This window comes from Streptomyces sp. NPDC048442, from assembly GCF_040651475.1.
GTDB lineage: Bacteria > Actinomycetota > Actinomycetes > Streptomycetales > Streptomycetaceae > Streptomyces.
This window is the reverse complement of sequence record NZ_JBEZKB010000013.1, coordinates 181,301-198,693: the sequence shown is the minus strand read 5'-3', so window position 1 is coordinate 198,693 and position 17,393 is coordinate 181,301. Positions and strand designations below refer to the sequence as shown.

Below are 17,393 nucleotides of genomic sequence, written 5' to 3'. Positions count from 1 at the left end.
GCCCCGGGTACGTGCAGGACGCAACTGCCTCTCGAACATCGAGGCGGTTGCCCGTAGCATCCGGCCATGTCCAATGGTCAGTGGTACCCGCCCGAATGGCCCGACCGCATCCGCGCGCTGGCGAGCGGCGAGCTCCTTCCCGCGGCCCCGAAGCGGGCCGCGACCGTGCTGCTGCTGAGCGACAGCGCCACGGCCGGCGGCCACGGCGGACTGTCCGTACACATGCTGCGCAGACGCGCCTCCATGGCTTTCGCCGGAGGCGCGTACGCGTATCCGGGCGGCGGCGTCGACCCCCGGGACGACGACTCGTCGGTGCGCTGGGCCGGGCCCTCCCTGGCCCGGTGGGGCGAGCGGCTGGGCCTGCCCGACGACCTGGGCGCGGCCCAGGCGGTGGTCTGCGCGGCGGTCCGCGAGACCTTCGAGGAGGCGGGCGTCCTTCTCGCCGGGCCCACCGCGGACACGGTGGTCGACGACACCACGGGCGAGGACTGGGAGGCGGACCGGCGGGCCCTGGTCGCCCGGGAGCTGGCCTTCGCCGAGTTCCTCGACCGGCGGAAGCTGGTGCTCCGCTCCGACCTGCTGGGCGCGTGGGCACGCTGGATCACCCCGGAGTTCGAGCCCAGGCGGTACGACACCTGGTTCTTCGTGGCCGCGCTGCCGGCCGGACAGCGGACCCGCAACGCCTCCACGGAGGCGGACCGCACCGTGTGGATCGCCCCCGCCGAAGCGGCCGCCGGATACGACAGGGGCGAGCTGCTGATGATGCCGCCCACCATCTCCACGCTGCGCCGCCTCCAGCCGTACGGGACGGTGGCGGAGGTCCTGGCGGGCGCACCCGGTCAGAACATGGCGCCCGTGCTCGCCCAGGCACGCCTCGTGGACGGCGAGCTGGTGCTGAGCTGGCCGGGACACGACGAGTTCACCAAGCACATCCCGGCGGGAGACGCTGGGGAGGCTCCCGCCGCAGGAGGCACCCAGTGACGGACGCGGCCGCCCTGCCGGGCCAGCCGAGGGGCGGGGTGCTGTCGGGGCGGGCCACCGCGCGCGCGGTCAACGTGCTCGCCCCCAACCCGTCGGCGATGACGCTCGACGGCACCAACACCTGGATCGTCTCCGAGCCGGACTCCGACCTGGCCGTCGTCGTGGACCCGGGCCCCCTGGACGACGTACACCTGCGGACGGTGATCGCCACGGCGGAGAAGGCGGGCAAGCGGGTCGCGCTGACCCTGCTGACGCACGGGCACCCCGATCACGCGGAGGGCGCCGCACGGTTCGCGGAGCTGACCGGGACGTCGGTGCGGGCGCTGGACCCCGCGCTGCGGCTGGGGGACGAGGGGCTGGGCGCCGGTGATGTCATCACCACCGGCGGACTCGAAATGCGGGTGGTGCCCACGCCGGGGCACACCGCCGACTCCCTCAGCTTCCATCTCCCGGCCGACCGGGCGGTGCTGACGGGGGACACGGTCCTGGGGCGCGGCACGACGGTGGTGGCGCACCCGGACGGGCGGCTGGGGGACTATCTCGACTCGCTGCGGCGGCTGCGGTCGCTGACGGTCGACGACGGGGTGCGTCTCGTCCTGCCGGGGCACGGCCCCGTACTCGACGACGCGCAGGGCGCGATCGAGTTCTACCTGGCGCACCGGGCGCACCGGCTGGCGCAGGTGGAGACGGCCGTGGAGAGCGGGCAGGTGAGCGCGTCCGAGGTGGTGGCGCGGGTGTACGCGGACGTGGACCGGTCCCTGTGGCCGGCGGCGGAGCTCTCGGTGCGGGCGCAGCTGGAGTACCTGCGCGAGCACGGCCTGATCTGAACGTGCACGACCTGCTCTGAACGACCCTCTACGACCCTCTACGACCCTCTACGACCCTCTACGACTCTGTACGACTCTGTACGACTCTGTACGACGACGGGGCGCCCCCTCCGCAAAGGGGGCGCCCCGTCGTCGTGCGTACGGGAGAAGCCGTCAGCGGCCCTCGTGCGTACGGAAAAGCCGTGTCAGCGTGAGCGCTTCGCGAGGCGCTCCACGTCCAGCAGGATCACGGCCCGCGCCTCCAGGCGCAGCCAGCCGCGGCCCGCGAAGTCCGCGAGGGCCTTGTTGACCGTCTCGCGGGACGCGCCGACCAGCTGGGCCAGCTCTTCCTGCGTGAGGTCGTGCACGACGTGGATGCCCTCTTCGGACTGCACGCCGAAGCGGCGCGACAGGTCCAGGAGCGCACGGGCCACCCGGCCGGGCACGTCGGAGAAGACCAGGTCGGACATCTGGTCGTTGGTCTTGCGCAGCCGGCGGGCCACCGCGCGCAGCAGCGCGGTCGCGACCTCCGGGCGTACGTTCAGCCAGGGCTGGAGGTCGCCGTGGCCGAGGCCCAGCAGCTTGACCTCGGTCAGGGCCGTCGCGGTGGCGGTGCGCGGGCCCGGGTCGAACAGCGACAGCTCGCCGATCAGTTCACCGGGGCCGAGGACGGCCAGCATGTTCTCCCGGCCGTCGGGGGAGGTGCGGTGAAGCTTCACCTTGCCCTCGGTCACCACATAGAGGCGGTCACCGGGGTCGCCCTCGTGGAAGAGGGCGTCACCGCGTGCGAGGGTCACCTCGCTCATGGAGGCGCGCAGCTCCGCGGCCTGCTCGTCATCGAGCGCCGCGAAGAGCGGGGCGCGCCGCAGAACGTCGTCCACGTGTTCTCTCCTTGTCGACCTGCTCAGGGGACCGTGGTCCCCATGATGCCGGACGGTAAAACAGTGCGATCAATCACTAAGGATGACTTACCGCAGGGCCTGGTCGTGCTTCAGGGGGCCGATTGGGTAGGCATCGGGTCGTGACCAAGGTGGATGTCGGTGCCTGCCTCTAGGCTGGACGGGTGTCCAACAAGCCGGTGAGAGCGCAGGTCAAGGGGGCTGGACAGGTGGCAGCAGACCGTAATTCCGCCGTGGGCGAACAGGCTGCGGAGACGCCCGAGAAAGTTGTGGCGAAGACGAAAAAAGCCGTGAAAACGGCCGGGAAGACGCCGGCCAGGACCAAGCCGGCCAAGCCCGAGTCGGTCCCGGCCAGGACCAAGTCGGCCAAGCCTGAGTCGGTGAAGTCGGTCAAGCCCGAGTCGGTCCCGGCCAGGACCAAGTCGGCCAAGCCGGAGTCGGTGAAACCGGTCAAGCCGGCCAAGCCCGAGTCGCACCTCGCGATGGTCCGGCGGGCCCGCAGGATCAATCGCGAGCTTGCCGAGGTCTATCCGTACGCGCATCCCGAGCTGGACTTCGAGAACCCCTTCCAGCTGCTGATCGCCACGGTCCTCTCCGCCCAGACCACCGACCTGCGGGTCAACCAGACCACCCCGGCCCTCTTCGAGAGGTACCCGACGCCCGAGGACATGGCGGCGGCGGTGCCGGAGGAGCTGGAGCAGATCATCCGGCCGACGGGCTTCTTCCGCGCCAAGGCGAGGTCCCTGCTCGGGCTGTCCGCAGCACTGCGGGACAACTTCGGCGGGGAGGTGCCCGGCCGGATCGAGGACCTGGTGACGCTGCCCGGAGTGGGCCGCAAGACGGCGAACGTCGTCCTCGGGAACTATTTCGGGGTCCCCGGCATTACTGTCGACACGCATTTCGGCCGCCTGGTGCGCCGCTGGAAGTGGACCGACGAGGAGGACCCGGTGAAGGTCGAGGCGGTGGTCGCCGAGATCTTCCCGAAGAGCGAGTGGACGATGCTCTCGCACCGCGTCGTCTTCCACGGCCGCCGGATCTGCCACTCCCGCAAGCCCGCCTGCGGCGCCTGCCCGATCGCCACGCTCTGCCCTTCGTACGGTGAGGGCGAGACGGACCCGGAGAAGGCCGAGAAGCTGCTGAAGTACGAGAAGGGCGGCTACCCGGGGCAGCGGCTGAAGCCCCCGCAGTCCTTCCTGGACGCCGGTGGCAAGCCCGCGCAGCCGATGGGAGCGGGACCGGCCGGAAAGTGACCCCGGCCGGGCTCCGGATTCCGAAACGGCGGCGGAGTCCTGAACGATATTTCCGAACGCCGGCGGAGTCCGGAACGATCGTGGCGGGGGCGGACGTTGGGAACGTACGGGGGTGGGCCATGAGACAGACAGGCGCGGCAAGTACTGCGGCGGTGAGCGCGGCGAGTGAGACGTACAAGAGCAGCGGGACGTACAAGAGCAGCGGGACGTACGAGAGCAGGGCGGCGACCGGAGTGACGGCAGAGGCAGCACAGGACACCGTCAGCGACCGGGGCCTGCCCGCCTGGCTGGACCCGGTGGCGGAGGTCGCCCGCAGTGTCCGCCCCGAGCAGCTCAGCAAGTTCCTGCCGCCGGAGAGCGGGTCCGGCCGGCAGTCCGCCGTTCTCGTGCTCTTCGGCGAGGGGGCGGAGGGTCCCGAGCTGCTCCTGATGGAGCGGGCGAGCAGCCTCCGCTCGCACGCCGGGCAGATCTCCTTCCCCGGTGGAGCCCTCGACCCCCAGGACGGCGATCCGGAGACCACCGGTCCGCTCCGGGCCGCCCTGCGGGAGGCCGAGGAGGAGACCGGACTGGATCCCTCCGGTGTGCAGGTCTTCGGCGTGCTGCCCCGGCTCTACATTCCCGTCAGCAGCTTCGTGGTGACGCCGGTGCTGGGCTGGTGGCGCGAGCCGAGCCCGGTCGGCGCCGTCGACCAGGGCGAGACCGCGAGCGTCTTCACGGTCCCCGTGGCGTACCTCACGGACCCGGCGCACCGGGCGACGAGCGTGCACCCGCGCGGCCACCGCGGTCCCGCCTTCCTCCTGGAGTCCGGGCTGCTGTGGGGATTCACCGCAGGGGTGGTCGACAAGGTGCTGCACTTCGCGGGCTGGGAGCGGCCCTGGGACCGCTCCCGCGAGGTCCCGCTCGACTGGCACGCATGACGGACATGACAGGGTGGCGGGCGTGAACGTCCTGGACATTGTGTTGCTGGTCGCGGCGGTGTGGTTCGCGGTCATCGGGTACCGCCAGGGATTCGTCGTCGGCGTGCTGTCGGTGATCGGATTCCTCGGCGGCGGACTCGTCGCGGTCTATCTGCTCCCGGTGATCTGGGGGTGGTTCTCCGACGGCTCGTCCCTCGGCGACTCCACGACCGGGATCCTGGTGGCGGTCGTGATCGTGATCGTCTGTGCCTCGGTGGGGCAGGCCTTCACCACCCACCTGGGCAACAAGCTGCGCAGACACATCACCTGGTCCCCGGCGCGCGCCCTGGACGCGACCGGCGGCTCGCTGGTCAACGTCGTCGCGATGCTGCTGGTGGCCTGGCTGATCGGCTCGGCCCTCGCGGGCACCTCGCTGCCCACCGTCGGCAAGGAGGTGCGCAGCTCCAAGGTGCTGCTCGGGGTGTCCCGGGTGGTGCCGGGCGAGGCCAGCACCTGGTTCGCCGACTTCAGCTCCGTCCTCGCGCAGAACGGCTTCCCGCAGGTCTTCAGCCCGTTCTCCAACGAGCCGATCACCGAGGTCAAGCCGCCGGACCCGAAGCTCGCGGGCAGCCCGGTCGCGGCCCGCGCCAAGAAGTCGATCGTCAAGGTCGTCGGCACGGCGCCGGGCTGCGGCAAGGTCCTGGAGGGCACCGGCTTCGTGTTCTCCGAGCGCCGCGTGATGACCAACGCGCACGTCGTGGGCGGGGTCAGCGAGCCGACCGTCCAGATCGGCGGCGAGGGCAAGCTGTACGACGCGAAGGTCGTGCTCTACGACTGGAAGCGCGACATCGCCGTGCTGGACGTGCCGGACCTGCGGGCCGAGCCGCTCCGGTTCACCGAGGGCGACGCCCGCAGCGGCGACGGGGCGATCGTCGCCGGCTTCCCGGAGAACGGTTCGTACGACGTCCGCTCCGCCCGCGTCCGCGGCAGGATCAACGCCAAGGGTCCCGACATCTACCACCGGGACACGGTCCGCCGCGATGTGTACTCGCTGTACGCGACGGTCCGCCAGGGCAACTCCGGCGGCCCGCTGCTGACCCCCGACGGCAAGGTGTACGGCGTCGTCTTCGCCAAGTCCCTGGACGACCCGCAGACGGGGTACGCACTGACCGCGGACGAGATCCAGAACGACATCAGGGCAGGCCGCGCCGCCAACCAGCAGGTGGACACCCAGGGCTGCGCGCTCTGAGACGGCCCCGCTCCCTGGCGGGCTGCGGACTGCGACCGTTCGGAGACTGCGATCAACCCGTGGGTGGAGGCCGAAAGCCAACCCGCGGGTTGATCCGTACCGGCGCCCCGACCTGAGAGGCTGAAGCATGCGACTGACGATCCTGGGCGGCGGCGGATTCCGCGTCCCTCTGGTGTACGGAGCGCTGCTGAGCGACCGTGCCGAGGGCCGCGTCACCCATGTCACCCTGCACGACCTCGACCCGGCCCGGCTGGCCGCCATCGCCCGGGTCCTCACCGACCAGGCGGCCCGTGCCCGTGCCGAGGGCGTCCCCGACGCGCCCCCGGCACCCGAGGTCACGGTCACCACCGACCTGGACGAGGCGCTGCGCGGCGCGGACTTCGTCTTCTCGGCGATCCGGGTCGGCGGCCTGGCGGGCCGCGCCGCCGACGAACGGGTCGCCCTGGACGAGGGCGTGCTCGGCCAGGAGACCGTCGGCGCGGGCGGCATCGCCTACGGACTGCGTACGGTCCCGGTCGCCGTCGACATCGCCCGCAGGGTGGCCCGGCTGGCTCCCGACGCCTGGGTCATCAACTTCACCAATCCGGCCGGTCTGGTCACCGAGGCCATGTCCCGCCACCTCGGGAGCCGTGTCATCGGCATCTGCGACTCCCCGGTGGGCCTGGCCCGCCGGGTCGCCCGCACCCTCGGCGTGGCGGACCCCGCCGCCGCGCGCGCCGACTACGTGGGCCTCAACCACCTGGGCTGGCTGCGCGGGCTGTACGTCGACGACCACGACGTGCTCCCGGAGCTGTTCGCCGACACGGACCGGCTGGCTTCCTTCGAGGAGGGCAGGCTCTTCGGCACCGACTGGCTGCGCTCGCTCGGCTCGGTGCCCAACGAGTACCTGCACTACTACTACTTCAACCGCGAGGCGGTGACCGCCTACCGGCAGGCGAAGCAGACCCGCGGCGCCTTCCTCCGCGACCAGCAGGCCCGCTTCTACGACGAGCTTGCGCCCGGCCACGGTCCTGCCGCACGCGAAGTACGGGAAGGCGCGGCCTGGGACGCCTGGGACCGTACGAGAGCCGAGCGCGAGGCGACGTACATGGCGGAGAACCGGGAGGCGGCGGGCGCGGGCGAGCGCACTGCCGACGACCTGGAGTCCGGCGGGTACGAGTACGTGGCGCTGGCCCTGATGCGGGCCATCGCGCGCGACGAACGCACGACGCTGATCCTCAACGTCCGTAACAGCGGTGTGCTGAGCATCCTCGACGAGGCAGCCGTCGTCGAAGTCCCGTGCGTGGTCGACGCGACCGGTGCCCGCCCCGTCGCGGTGTCGCAGCTCACCGGCCACGAGGCGGGCCTGGTGACCGCCGTGAAGGCCGTGGAGCGCTGCGTGCTGGCAGCGGGGGAGAGCGGGTCGGCACAGGAGGCGGTCAAGGCGTTCGCCCTGCACCCGCTCGTCGACTCGGTCCAGGTGGCGCGCAGGCTGCTGGAGGGCTACCGAGGCGCACACCCGGGACTTGGCTACCTCAGGAAGGACTGACCCGCGGCGGGCCCGCCCTCGAAGGAGCGTCAGCTCCGCTGATGCCTCAGCCGCGCCGACATCCACCGGGCGCGTCGCCGGAGGATGTGTGGAATGCCGATCGCCCGACCGGGATGGTGGCGGCCCTCATGGGGGCGTCCCCTCTCGTAGGCGATCGGCGCTGTGGCCGAGTGGCGGTTGCGTGCTGCGTCACCGTAGTCGTGCGTCCAGCCCATACCCCGACGTGTGCCCGGGGTCCAAGGTCGGTAATCACCTGACGGGCCGCCAATTGGCCTATGCGGGAGGCATTGGCTGTTCGTAGTACAAGAGTTCCGGTGGAGGGTGCCCCCCCTGTCCCGGAGCCAGGTGTTTACCGGTCCGGCTCCGGGTCCTTCAGCCACTCCACCAGCTCGGTGGAGAAGGTCTCCGGGTCCTCCTCGTGCGGGAAGTGCCCGAGCCCGTCGAGCAGCCGCCACTGGTACGGCGCCTCGACGTACTCGCCGGAGCCCGCCGCGCTGCGGGCGCGCAGTACCGGGTCCAGCGACCCGTGCAGATGCAGCGTCGGCACCCGCACCGGCGTCTTCATCCGCCGGTTGAACTGCAGCCCGTCGGGCCGCGCCATCGACCGCACCATCCACCGGTACGGCTCGATCGAGCAGTGCGCCGTCGAGGGGATCGTCATCGCCCGCCGGTAGGCGTCGATCGTCTCGTCGTCCGGCTGCCGGGGCCCCGACCAGTCCCGGATCAGCCGCCCGGTCAACGCCGCGTCGTCCGCGACGAGTTGACGCTCCGGCACCCACGGCCGCTGGAATCCCCAGATGTACGATCCGGCCCGCGACTGCGAGAAGTCCGACAGCATCGCCGAGCGCCAGCGCCTCGGGTGCGGCATCGACGAGACCACCAGCCGGCGCACCAGCTTGGGCCGCATCGCCGCCGCCGTCCACGCCAGGTACCCGCCCAGGTCGTGTCCGACGAGCGCCGCGTCCGGCTCGCCCAGGGACCGTACGACGCCGGTGATGTCCAGCGCGAGGTTCGCCGGGTCGTAGCCACGGGGCGTACGGTCGCTGCCGCCCACCCCGCGCAGATCCATCGCCACCGCCCGGAAACCGGCGTCGGCGAGTGCCGTCAGCTGATGCCGCCAGGTCCACCAGAACTGCGGGAACCCGTGCAGCAGGAGTACCAGCGGGCCGTCTCCCATTTCCGCGATGTGGAAGCGTGCGCCGTTGGCCGCCACGTCCCGGTGCGTCCAGGGGCCGTCGAGACGTACGACGGAGGAGGTGGACGTCGGGGACGGGAAGGAGGCGGACGAAGCGGAAGTACCGGAGCCGTTGGTATCAAGGGCGGTCATACGGACGAGCGTGCCACAACGGCCGTGTTGTCCTGCATCTGGCGGGGGTGCGGCTTCGCATTACCGAGAACGGCGGCCGTCTCCTTGGCGGCCGCGGCGGCCTTCTGCGGACCCCGGCCCTTCTTGGCCTTCTTCGCGAAGACGACGCCGACCAGCGCGAACAGGCCCGCGACCAGTACGTTCGCGGCGAAGGAGAGCAGGAAGCACACGGCGAGGTTCCAGTCGCTCCACGTGTGGATCCCGTACGCCAGTGCGAAGCTCAGCATCGGCAGCGAGAAGATCAGCACGGCACCTGCCGCGCCGAACGCCCCGCCGCCGACCGCACCGCGCTTCACGTCCTGCCGGATCTGGATCTTGGCCAGCGCGATCTCGTCGTGCACGAGCGCGGACATCTCGGTGGTCGCCGTGGCGACCAACTGACCGAGGCTGCGCTCGGCGCTCTCGACGCCGTGGGCGTTGCGGGCGGGGTCGCTCATCGCTCTCTCCCTCTTTTGTTCAAGCTCTTCTGTTCAAGCTCATCGGATCTGCAGTCAGATCATGCCGGACCGGTGCCGTCGTCGCGCGACGCCCCCAGCACTTCTCCGTTGTTCCCGCTACCCGCGCACTGCGCGGCCAGCCGTCGGTGCTCCGCGGCCTTCGCGTCGTAGATCTCGGCCATCCGCAGGTGGTAGTCCGGCTTGCCCACCTCGTAGATGTCCGGGATACCGTCCATGTCCTCGTCGCGCTCTTCCTCGTCGTAGAGCGCACGGTACTTGCGGACCCGCAGTTTCAGCAGCACGCCGGACAGGATCGCGGCGATCAGCGAGCCGATCAGGACCGCCGCCTTGACCTCGTCGGCCAGCGCCAGGTCCTCGGTGAAGGCGAGTTCGCCGATCAGCAGCGAAACGGTGAAGCCGATTCCGGCCAGTGAGGCGATCGCGAAGACGTCGGGCCAGACCAGGTCTTCGTTGAGTTCCGCCTTGGTGAAGCGGGCCGCCAGCCACGTACCGCCGAAGATGCCGAGCGCCTTGCCGACCACCAGACCCAGCACCACACCGAGCGTCTCCGGCTTGGTGAACACATCGGCGACCGCCCCGCCCGACACCGACACACCGGCCGAGAACAGGGCGAACAGCGGCACCGCGAGGCCCGCCGACACCGGCCGCACCAGGTGCTCGATGTGCTCGCCCGGCGAGTGGTCCTCGCCCTCGCGCCGGCTGCAGCGCAGCATCAGGCCCATCGCGACACCGGCGATCGTGGCGTGCACGCCGCTGTTGTACATCAGGCCCCAGATCACCAGGGCCAGCGGCACGTACACGTACCAGCCGCGCACATTCGCGCGCAGCAGCAGCCAGAAGACGGCCAGGCCCACGACGGCCCCGCCGAGCGCCGCGAAGTTGAGGTCGTTGGTGAAGAAGACCGCGATGATCAGGATCGCGAAGAGGTCGTCGACGACGGCGAGGGTGAGCAGGAAGGCCCGCAGCGCGGACGGCAGCGAGGTGCCGATGACGGCGAGGACCGCGAGCGCGAAGGCGATGTCGGTCGCGGTCGGGACCGCCCAGCCGTCGGTGTTTCCGTCGCCGATGACGTTCACGAGTACGTAGACGAGGGCCGGGGCCGCCATGCCGCAGAGGGCGGCGATCACGGGGAGGGCGGCGGCCTTCGGGTCGCGCAGTTCGCCCGCGACGAGTTCGCGCTTGAGCTCGATGCCGGCGACGAAGAAGAAGATCGCGAGGAGGCCGTCGGCCGCCCAGTGCTGGACGGACAGGTCGAGGCCGAGGAAACCGGGGCCGAAGTGCAGGCCGCGCAGCGACTCGTAACTCGCTCCGAAGGTGTTCGCCCAGATCAGCGCCGCGACGGCGGCCACGAGGAGCAGGACGCCGCCGACCGTCTCGGTGCGCAGGGCGTTGGCGACGTACGTCCGCTCGGGGAGCGGGAGCCGTCCGAGGAACGTGCTCTTGGTGGGGGGAGTGGGCGCGGCCACGGGGGAATACCTCCGGTCGGTGGGCAGCATGAAGCACATTGCCGACCAGACTTCCCGGCGCACCTGTTGAGTTTTGACGCGTTCCTGACGCGTAGGCAACTCTACCGGTGGTGCGCAAGGGCGTATCCGGCGATCTTCACTTTACGAGCGAAAAGGGCACCCGGCGCGGGGAGCGCGGGGTGCCCTTGAGCTGTTCAGGGGGCCGGAATCAGTCCTCGTCGCCGGCCGGGCTCGGCAGCTTCGCCTGGATCAGCCCCATCACGGACGCGTCGGTGAGCGTCGAGACGTCGCCCAGCTCCCGGTCCTCGGCGATGTCGCGCAGCAGCCGGCGCATGATCTTGCCCGAGCGCGTCTTCGGCAGCTCGGCCACCGGCATGATCCGCTTCGGCTTGGCGATCGGGCCGAGTACGGCACCGACGTGGTTGCGCAGCTCGGCGACCAGGGTCTCGGTCTCGGACGCCGTACCGCGCAGGATCACGAACGCCACGATCGCCTGACCGGTCGTCTCGTCCGCCGCACCGACCACGGCCGCCTCGGCGACCGCGGGGTGCGAGACGAGGGCCGACTCGACCTCGGTGGTCGAGATGTTGTGACCGGACACCAGCATCACGTCGTCGACCCGGCCAAGCAGCCAGATGTCGCCGTCCTCGTCCTTCTTCGCGCCGTCACCGGCGAAGTACTTGCCCTCGAAGCGGGACCAGTAGGTGTCGATGAAGCGCTGGTCGTCGCCCCAGATCGTACGGAGCATGGAGGGCCACGGCTCCGTCAGCACGAGGTAGCCGCCCCCGCCGTTCGGCACCTCGCGCGCCTCGTCGTCCACGACCGTCGCGGAGATTCCGGGCAGTGCGCGCTGCGCCGAACCCGGCTTGGTCTCGGTGACGCCCGGCAGCGGCGAAATCATCATCGCGCCGGTCTCGGTCTGCCACCAGGTGTCCACGATCGGGCACTTGTCGGCGCCGATGTGCTTCCGATACCACATCCAGGCCTCGGGGTTGATCGGCTCGCCGACCGACCCGAGGACGCGCAGCGACGACAGGTCGAACTTCGCGGGGATGTCGTCGCCCCACTTCATGAACGTACGGATCGCGGTCGGCGCGGTGTAGAGGATCGTCACGCCGTACTTCTGCACGATCTCCCAGAAGCGCCCCTGGTGCGGGGTATCGGGGGTGCCCTCGTACATGACCTGCGTGGCGCCGTTCGCGAGCGGCCCGTAGACGATGTACGAGTGGCCGGTCACCCAGCCGATGTCGGCGGTGCACCAGTAGACGTCGCTCGAAGGCTTGAGGTCGAAGACCGCCTGGTGGGTGTAGGCCGCCTGGGTGAGGTAGCCGCCGGAGGTGTGCAGGATGCCCTTGGGCTTACCCGTCGTGCCCGACGTGTACAGGATGAAGAGCGGGTGCTCGGCGTCGAATGCTTCGGGGGTGTGCTCGGCCGACTGGCGGCCGACGATGTCGTGCCACCACACGTCACGGCTGTCGTCCCACGCCGTCTCCTGCTTGGTGCGCTGTACGACGAGTACGTGCTCGACCTGCGGACACTTCGTCACGGCCTCGTCGATCGCGGGCTTCAGCGCGGACGGCTTGCCGCGCCGATAGCCGCCGTCGGAGGTGATGACGAGCTTGGCGTCGGCGTCCTGGATGCGGGAGGCGACGGCGTCGGCGGAGAAGCCGCCGAAGACGACCGAGTGCGCGGCGCCGACACGGGCGCAGGCCAGCATCGCGATCGCGGCCTCGGGGATCATCGGGAGGTAGACGGCGACGCGGTCGCCCTTGCGTACGCCCAGCTCGGTCAGGGCGTTCGCGGCGCGCGACACCTCGTCCTTGAGCTCCGCGTACGTAAGGGCGCGGCTGTCGCCCGGCTCGCCCTCGAAGTGGATGGCGACGCGGTCGCCGTTGCCGGCTTCGACGTGGCGGTCCACGCAGTTGTACGCGACGTTGAGCTCGCCGTCCGCGAACCACTTCGCGAAGGGCGGGTTCGACCAGTCGAGCGTCTCGGTGGGCTCGGTCGCCCAGGTGAGCCGGCGTGCCTGCTCGGCCCAGAAGCCGAGGCGGTCGGCCTTGGCCTGCTCGTACGCCTCCGCGGTGACGTTGGCGTTTGCGGCCAGCTCGGCGGGAGGAGCGAATCGACGCTCTTCCTTCAAAAGATTGGCCAAGCTCTCGTTGCTCACGACATCTCCCATTCCCAGGGCGCCCGATGTGTCCCGGGACCTAGCTCATCAGTCCGGGGCCCTGGTGACAAGAGCCATCCGGAAATTGGTTTAGACCTATCCGGCCAGTGAGCTGCTGCGCCTTGGCTGCGTGAGCTGCTGGGACGCCCGTACGGCCCCCTCCGCGGCAGTGCGCGAAGAGGGCCGTACGGTCTCACGGACGTACACCCCGTCCACGGACGTACACCTGGGTCCACGGACGTACACCCGGAAAGGTTCAGGCGCTCAGGCCCTCCAACTCCGTGTGCGACGAGGGTGCGACCCGGTCGAAGACCTCGCTGGTCTCCCCGATCCGTGCCCCGTCGACCAGCAGGTATGCCTGTGCCTCGGCCACGTGGAAATACATCCCGTGCAGTTCGAGCGTCCCTTCGGCGAGGCGGCGCTTCACCGATTCGTGCTGGCGCAGATGCTCCAGCTGCTGCACCACATTGGTCAGGCACAGCTGCTCCACGGCGTCGGTGGGCAGCCGCCCGGAGATCCGCGCCCATGAGTGGTGACGGCTCTTCATCCGGCGCAGGCTCGGCGCGCCGTGCCGCAGCCAGCGCCGCAGCGGGGTGCTCTCGCCGCCCTCCGCGGGCCCGTTGAGCAGGGCCTGCATCGCACCGCACCCGGAGTGCCCGCAGATGGTGATCGACTCGACCGCCAGCACGTCCACCGCGTATTCGATGGCCGCGGCGACCGAGTCGTCCGCGGCCTCGGCGCCCGGCGGCGGAACCAGGTTTCCCACATTTCGTACGGTGAAGAGGTCGCCGGGGCCGCTCGACGTGATCATGCTCGTGACCAGACGGGAGTCCGCGCAGGTCAGGAAGAGCTGCGAGGGGCTCTGGCCCTCCCGGGCGAGGCGTGCCAGCTCGTCGCGCACCAAGGGTGCGGTGTTGCGCTGGAACGCGCTGAGCCCGCTGGCCAGTTGACGCGCCGGGCGCGCCTCGGGAGTGGTGACGGGTGCGGTGTGCTCGCCGCAGTGGTGGTTGCGCCAGGCCGTCCAGGGCCGGCAGCAGGTGTGCGCGGCGCTGGTCACGGGCCCGGCGACCCGGATCCCGGACCTGCCGGTGACCTCGACCCTGCCGCCCTGGGCGACGTGGCCGTCCTGCCAGCCCTGCAGCGCTTCGTACGCCGCGTGGTCCATGAAGGAGCCGTCCAACTCCACGACGGCATGCGCCCCTTGGGGCACCTGGCCCAGGATCCGGGTCAGCCGGGGAACGGCCAGGAAGGTCAACTGCCCGCGCGCCCGTACGTGATGGACGCCGCCGGAAGTCGTCTCGGTGACGATGCGGGTCCTGGCCAGCCGGTGCAGGGCGACGGCGACGGCGACCGCGACCCCCAGGGCCACGCCCTCCAGCACGCCGAGCAGTACGACACCGGCGACCGTGGTGCCGTAGACCAGGAATTCGCGGTGCTTATGGACATTGCGGATGTGCGCGAAACTCACCATCTGGATGCCGACCATCATCACCAGGGCGGCCAGTGCCGCCAGCGGAATCCACTCCAGTACGCCGACGAGCAGTCCGGCGGCGAGCAGCACCCACACGCCGTGCAGCACGGTGGCGGCCCGGCTGACCGCGCCCGTACGGACGTTGGCGGTGGAGCGGACGGCGCCGCCGGAGATCGGCAGTCCGCCGAGCAGCCCGGACACCATGTTGGAAATGCCCTGGCCGCGCAGCTCGCGGTCCAGGTCGGAGCGCGGTGGGGGCGCCGCGCCTGGCGCTCGGGAGCGCTCGGCGGCCAGCTTGTCGACGGCGACCGCGGACAGCAGCGACTCCAGGCTCGCCACCAGCGTGACCGTCAGCACCGCCGCGGCCAGTGCGAGCACCGGGCCCTGCGGCATCTCGGGCAGTGCGTGACTGCGCCAGGACGGCAGGTCGACCCGGGCGATCGAGGGGGCCGCGACGGCGGCGACCGCGGTGGCGATCGCGACAGACGCGAGCGCGGCGGGGGTCTTGCGGAGGAATCTCCCCGTACGCCCCGGGAGGCGCGGCCACAGGATCAGTACGGCGATGGTGAGCGCGCCGATCAGGGGTGCGGCCGGGCCGAGGTGGGCCAACTGCGCGGGCAGTGCGAGGGCGTTGGCGGTGGCCGAGCTCTGTGGGGAGCCGCCGAGCACGATGTGCAGCTGGGCGAGCGCGATGGCGACGCCGATGCCGGCGAGGGTGCCGTGCACGATGGCGGGGCTGACGGCCAGGGCGTTGCGCGCGGCCCTGAGTGAGCCGAGCAGGATCTGCACCAGGCCGGCGCAGATGACGATGGAGCAGGTGGTGCGCCAGCCGTAACGCTGGATCAGTTCTGCGGTCACGACGGTCAGTCCGGCCGAGGGGCCGCTGACCAGGAGGGGCGAGCCGCCGAGCAGTCCGACGACGATGCCGCCGACGGCGGCGCCGATCAGGCCCGCCGCGAGGGGCGCGTCGATGGCGACGGCCAGTCCCAGCGACATGGGGACGGCGATCAGGAACACGGTGATCGAGGCGGTGAGGTCGCCTCCCGCGATCTTGAAACGGGTCCGGTGGGGCCGGTGGGGCTTCCCGCCCTCACCGGACGGCGGGCTGTGCGGCCGTTGGAAGCGTGAGGCTCGGGTGGTGCGAGAGGTGTGGTCGGGGCGAGTGGGTACGCAAGCAGACATCGCTCTTGTCTCCTCCGGGGCAGCGCGGTCGCGGAACGAGGGGTCGCGGCCGTGGATCACGGCGTGCAGCGGGGGGAACTTAAAACTCTCGGTAAATGAATCGTAATCCAGAGTAAAGATCGAGGTGGGTCTTTGCGGTCAAATGGGGCAATCCTTCACCCGAATTGGTGAATAAGCATTTATGGCGGCTTGTCGCATCTATGGGTTTGTAGGTGCATGCGAGGTTTGCCGCGCCGTTCAGGCCGTCCCGGCCCCGGCCGCTCAAACAAGCCGATCGAGGAAGAGGTGGGCGGATGATGGCCGCCACGAAGAGAATCACCTTCGGCGTCACCGCCGCCGCACTGTCCCTGGCCGCCCTGGCGGGCTGTTCCGGCCAGACATCGAACCCGGCCGAGACCAGGGAAGGCGCACACGGCGCCAAGAAGAACGCGGCCGCCGCCGCTCCCAACAGTCCGGTCCGGCTGATCGGCGACGGCTCCACCGCGTACACCGGAGCACAGCCCCTCCAACCCGTACCGGAGAAGCTGGCGCCCGGCCAGAAGCCCCCGCAGTTCGTGGTCTTCTCCTGGGACGGCGCGGGCGAGGACAGCCAGCGGCTCTTCTCCCACTTCCGCAAGGTCGGGCAGAAGTACGACGCGACGATGACGTACTTCCTCAGCGGGGTCTACCTCCTGCCCGAGGACAAGAAGGACCTCTACACCGCGCCCAAGCACTCCGCCGGGCGCTCCGACATCGGCTTCAACGACGTCAAGGGAATCAAGGACACCGTGGAGCAGATCCGCGGCGCCTGGTTCGAGGGCAACGAGATCGGCACCCACTTCAACGGCCACTTCTGCGGCAACGACGGCGGCGTCGGCACCTGGTCGAAGGAGGAGTGGAAGAGCGAGATCGCCCAGGCCAAGTCCTTCGTCAAGAACTGGAAGTCCAACGCCGCGCTGAAGTCGCTCAAGCCGCTGCCCTTCGACTACGAGAAGGAACTCGTCGGCGCCCGTACACCCTGCCTCGAAGGCCGCAAGAACTTCATGCGCGCGGCGAGCGAGATGGGCTTCCGCTACGACACCAGCGGCGTCAACGACCAGATCTGGCCGGAGAAGCAGGGCAGTCTCTGGGACCTGTCGATGCAGCTGGTGCCGGTGCCGGGCCGGGCCTTCCAGACCCTCTCCATGGACTACAACTTCTACATGAACCAGTCGGGCGCGACCCGGGGCGACGAGGACAAGCACGAGTACTGGGGCAACCAGATGCGCGACGGCCTGGTGCAGGCCTTCGAGCGCTCCTACCGGGGCAACCGCGCGCCGCTGATCATCGGCAACCACTTCGAGTCCTGGAACGGCGGCACGTACATGCGCGCCATCGAGGACACCATCAAGACCGTCTGCACCCAGCGCGACGTGAAGTGCGTGTCGTTCCGCCAGCTCGCGGACTGGCTGGACGCACAGGACCCGCAGGTCCTGGCCAAGCTGCGCACCCTGAAGGTCGGCCAGGCACCGAAGACGGACTGGGCGACCTTCCTGAGCCCGGCCACTCGGCCCGCCGCACACGCCCCGTCGGCTCCGGGAGCTGCTCAGCGGCACTGACCGTCAGTCGTTCGTCGAGCACGAAGGCCGGGTCGACCTGGGCGGCCGGGGCGGTGCCGCCGTCTGCGCCCCTCGCACCGCTCGGCGCCTGGGGCGC

General features: G+C 70.5%; 14 protein-coding genes. 7 read left to right on the top strand and 7 right to left on the bottom strand.

Going from position 1 to position 17,393, the window contains the following annotated elements:
* Positions 1-66 precede the first annotated feature (66 nt).
* Positions 67-981, top strand: a complete 915-nt coding sequence (locus tag AB0D18_RS21300; protein ID WP_362420630.1) for an NUDIX hydrolase — start codon at positions 67-69, stop codon at positions 979-981.
* Positions 978-1,808 (top strand): MBL fold metallo-hydrolase, encoded by an 831-nt coding sequence (locus tag AB0D18_RS21295; protein ID WP_362420627.1) that lies wholly within the window; start codon positions 978-980, stop codon positions 1,806-1,808. The genes AB0D18_RS21300 and AB0D18_RS21295 overlap by 4 nt, the downstream gene beginning before the upstream one ends.
* A gap of 185 nt (positions 1,809-1,993) precedes the next feature.
* Here the strand turns inward: AB0D18_RS21295 and AB0D18_RS21290 are convergent, their stop codons facing one another.
* Positions 1,994-2,668, bottom strand: a complete 675-nt coding sequence (locus tag AB0D18_RS21290) for a Crp/Fnr family transcriptional regulator (RefSeq protein WP_123460131.1) — start codon at positions 2,666-2,668, stop codon at positions 1,994-1,996.
* Positions 2,669-3,126: 458 nt separating this feature from the next.
* Here AB0D18_RS21290 and nth point away from each other — a divergent pair, with 458 nt between their 5' ends.
* The 4 genes from nth (at position 3,127) to AB0D18_RS21270 (ending at position 7,609) form a co-directional block, all read left to right on the top strand.
* On the top strand, positions 3,127-3,936 hold the full coding sequence (gene nth / locus AB0D18_RS21285) for an endonuclease III (protein ID WP_362420722.1): 810 nt from the start codon (positions 3,127-3,129) through the stop codon (positions 3,934-3,936).
* A gap of 119 nt (positions 3,937-4,055) precedes the next feature.
* Complete coding sequence (locus AB0D18_RS21280; protein ID WP_362420623.1) at positions 4,056-4,853, top strand: CoA pyrophosphatase; 798 nt, start codon at positions 4,056-4,058, stop codon at positions 4,851-4,853.
* A 22-nt stretch (positions 4,854-4,875) separates the two neighbouring features.
* Complete coding sequence (locus tag AB0D18_RS21275; protein WP_362420620.1) at positions 4,876-6,081, top strand: MarP family serine protease; 1,206 nt, start codon at positions 4,876-4,878, stop codon at positions 6,079-6,081.
* A 127-nt stretch (positions 6,082-6,208) separates the two neighbouring features.
* A complete protein-coding gene (locus AB0D18_RS21270) occupies positions 6,209-7,609 on the top strand; it encodes a 6-phospho-beta-glucosidase (protein WP_362420617.1) in 1,401 nt (466 codons plus the stop codon).
* Positions 7,610-7,638: 29 nt separating this feature from the next.
* Here AB0D18_RS21270 and AB0D18_RS21265 read toward each other — a convergent pair whose 3' ends face one another.
* From AB0D18_RS21265 to AB0D18_RS21240, 6 genes are all read right to left on the bottom strand, one after another.
* Positions 7,639-7,824: a hypothetical protein gene (locus AB0D18_RS21265; RefSeq protein ID WP_362420614.1), complete on the bottom strand. Its 186-nt coding sequence runs from the start codon at positions 7,822-7,824 to the stop codon at positions 7,639-7,641.
* Positions 7,825-7,958: 134 nt separating this feature from the next.
* Positions 7,959-8,936: an alpha/beta hydrolase gene (locus tag AB0D18_RS21260; protein ID WP_362420611.1), complete on the bottom strand. Its 978-nt coding sequence runs from the start codon at positions 8,934-8,936 to the stop codon at positions 7,959-7,961.
* Positions 8,933-9,412 (bottom strand): phage holin family protein, encoded by a 480-nt coding sequence (locus tag AB0D18_RS21255; protein ID WP_362420608.1) that lies wholly within the window; start codon positions 9,410-9,412, stop codon positions 8,933-8,935. The genes AB0D18_RS21260 and AB0D18_RS21255 overlap by 4 nt, the downstream gene beginning before the upstream one ends.
* Before the next feature lie 59 nt (positions 9,413-9,471).
* Positions 9,472-10,938, bottom strand: a complete 1,467-nt coding sequence (gene nhaA / locus AB0D18_RS21250) for a Na+/H+ antiporter NhaA (protein WP_362420719.1) — start codon at positions 10,936-10,938, stop codon at positions 9,472-9,474.
* Positions 10,939-11,107: 169 nt separating this feature from the next.
* Positions 11,108-13,078, bottom strand: coding sequence for an acetate--CoA ligase (gene acs / locus AB0D18_RS21245; protein ID WP_362420605.1), 1,971 nt, complete (start codon positions 13,076-13,078; stop codon positions 11,108-11,110).
* Between the two features lie 244 nt (positions 13,079-13,322).
* Positions 13,323-15,719 carry a SulP family inorganic anion transporter gene (locus AB0D18_RS21240; protein ID WP_362420602.1) on the bottom strand — a complete coding sequence of 799 codons (2,397 nt, stop codon included), beginning with the start codon at positions 15,717-15,719 and terminating at the stop codon, positions 13,323-13,325.
* 293 nt (positions 15,720-16,012) lie between these two features.
* Here AB0D18_RS21240 and AB0D18_RS21235 point away from each other — a divergent pair, with 293 nt between their 5' ends.
* Positions 16,013-17,296 carry a hypothetical protein gene (locus AB0D18_RS21235; RefSeq protein WP_362420599.1) on the top strand — a complete coding sequence of 428 codons (1,284 nt, stop codon included), beginning with the start codon at positions 16,013-16,015 and terminating at the stop codon, positions 17,294-17,296.
* Positions 17,297-17,393 lie beyond the last annotated feature (97 nt).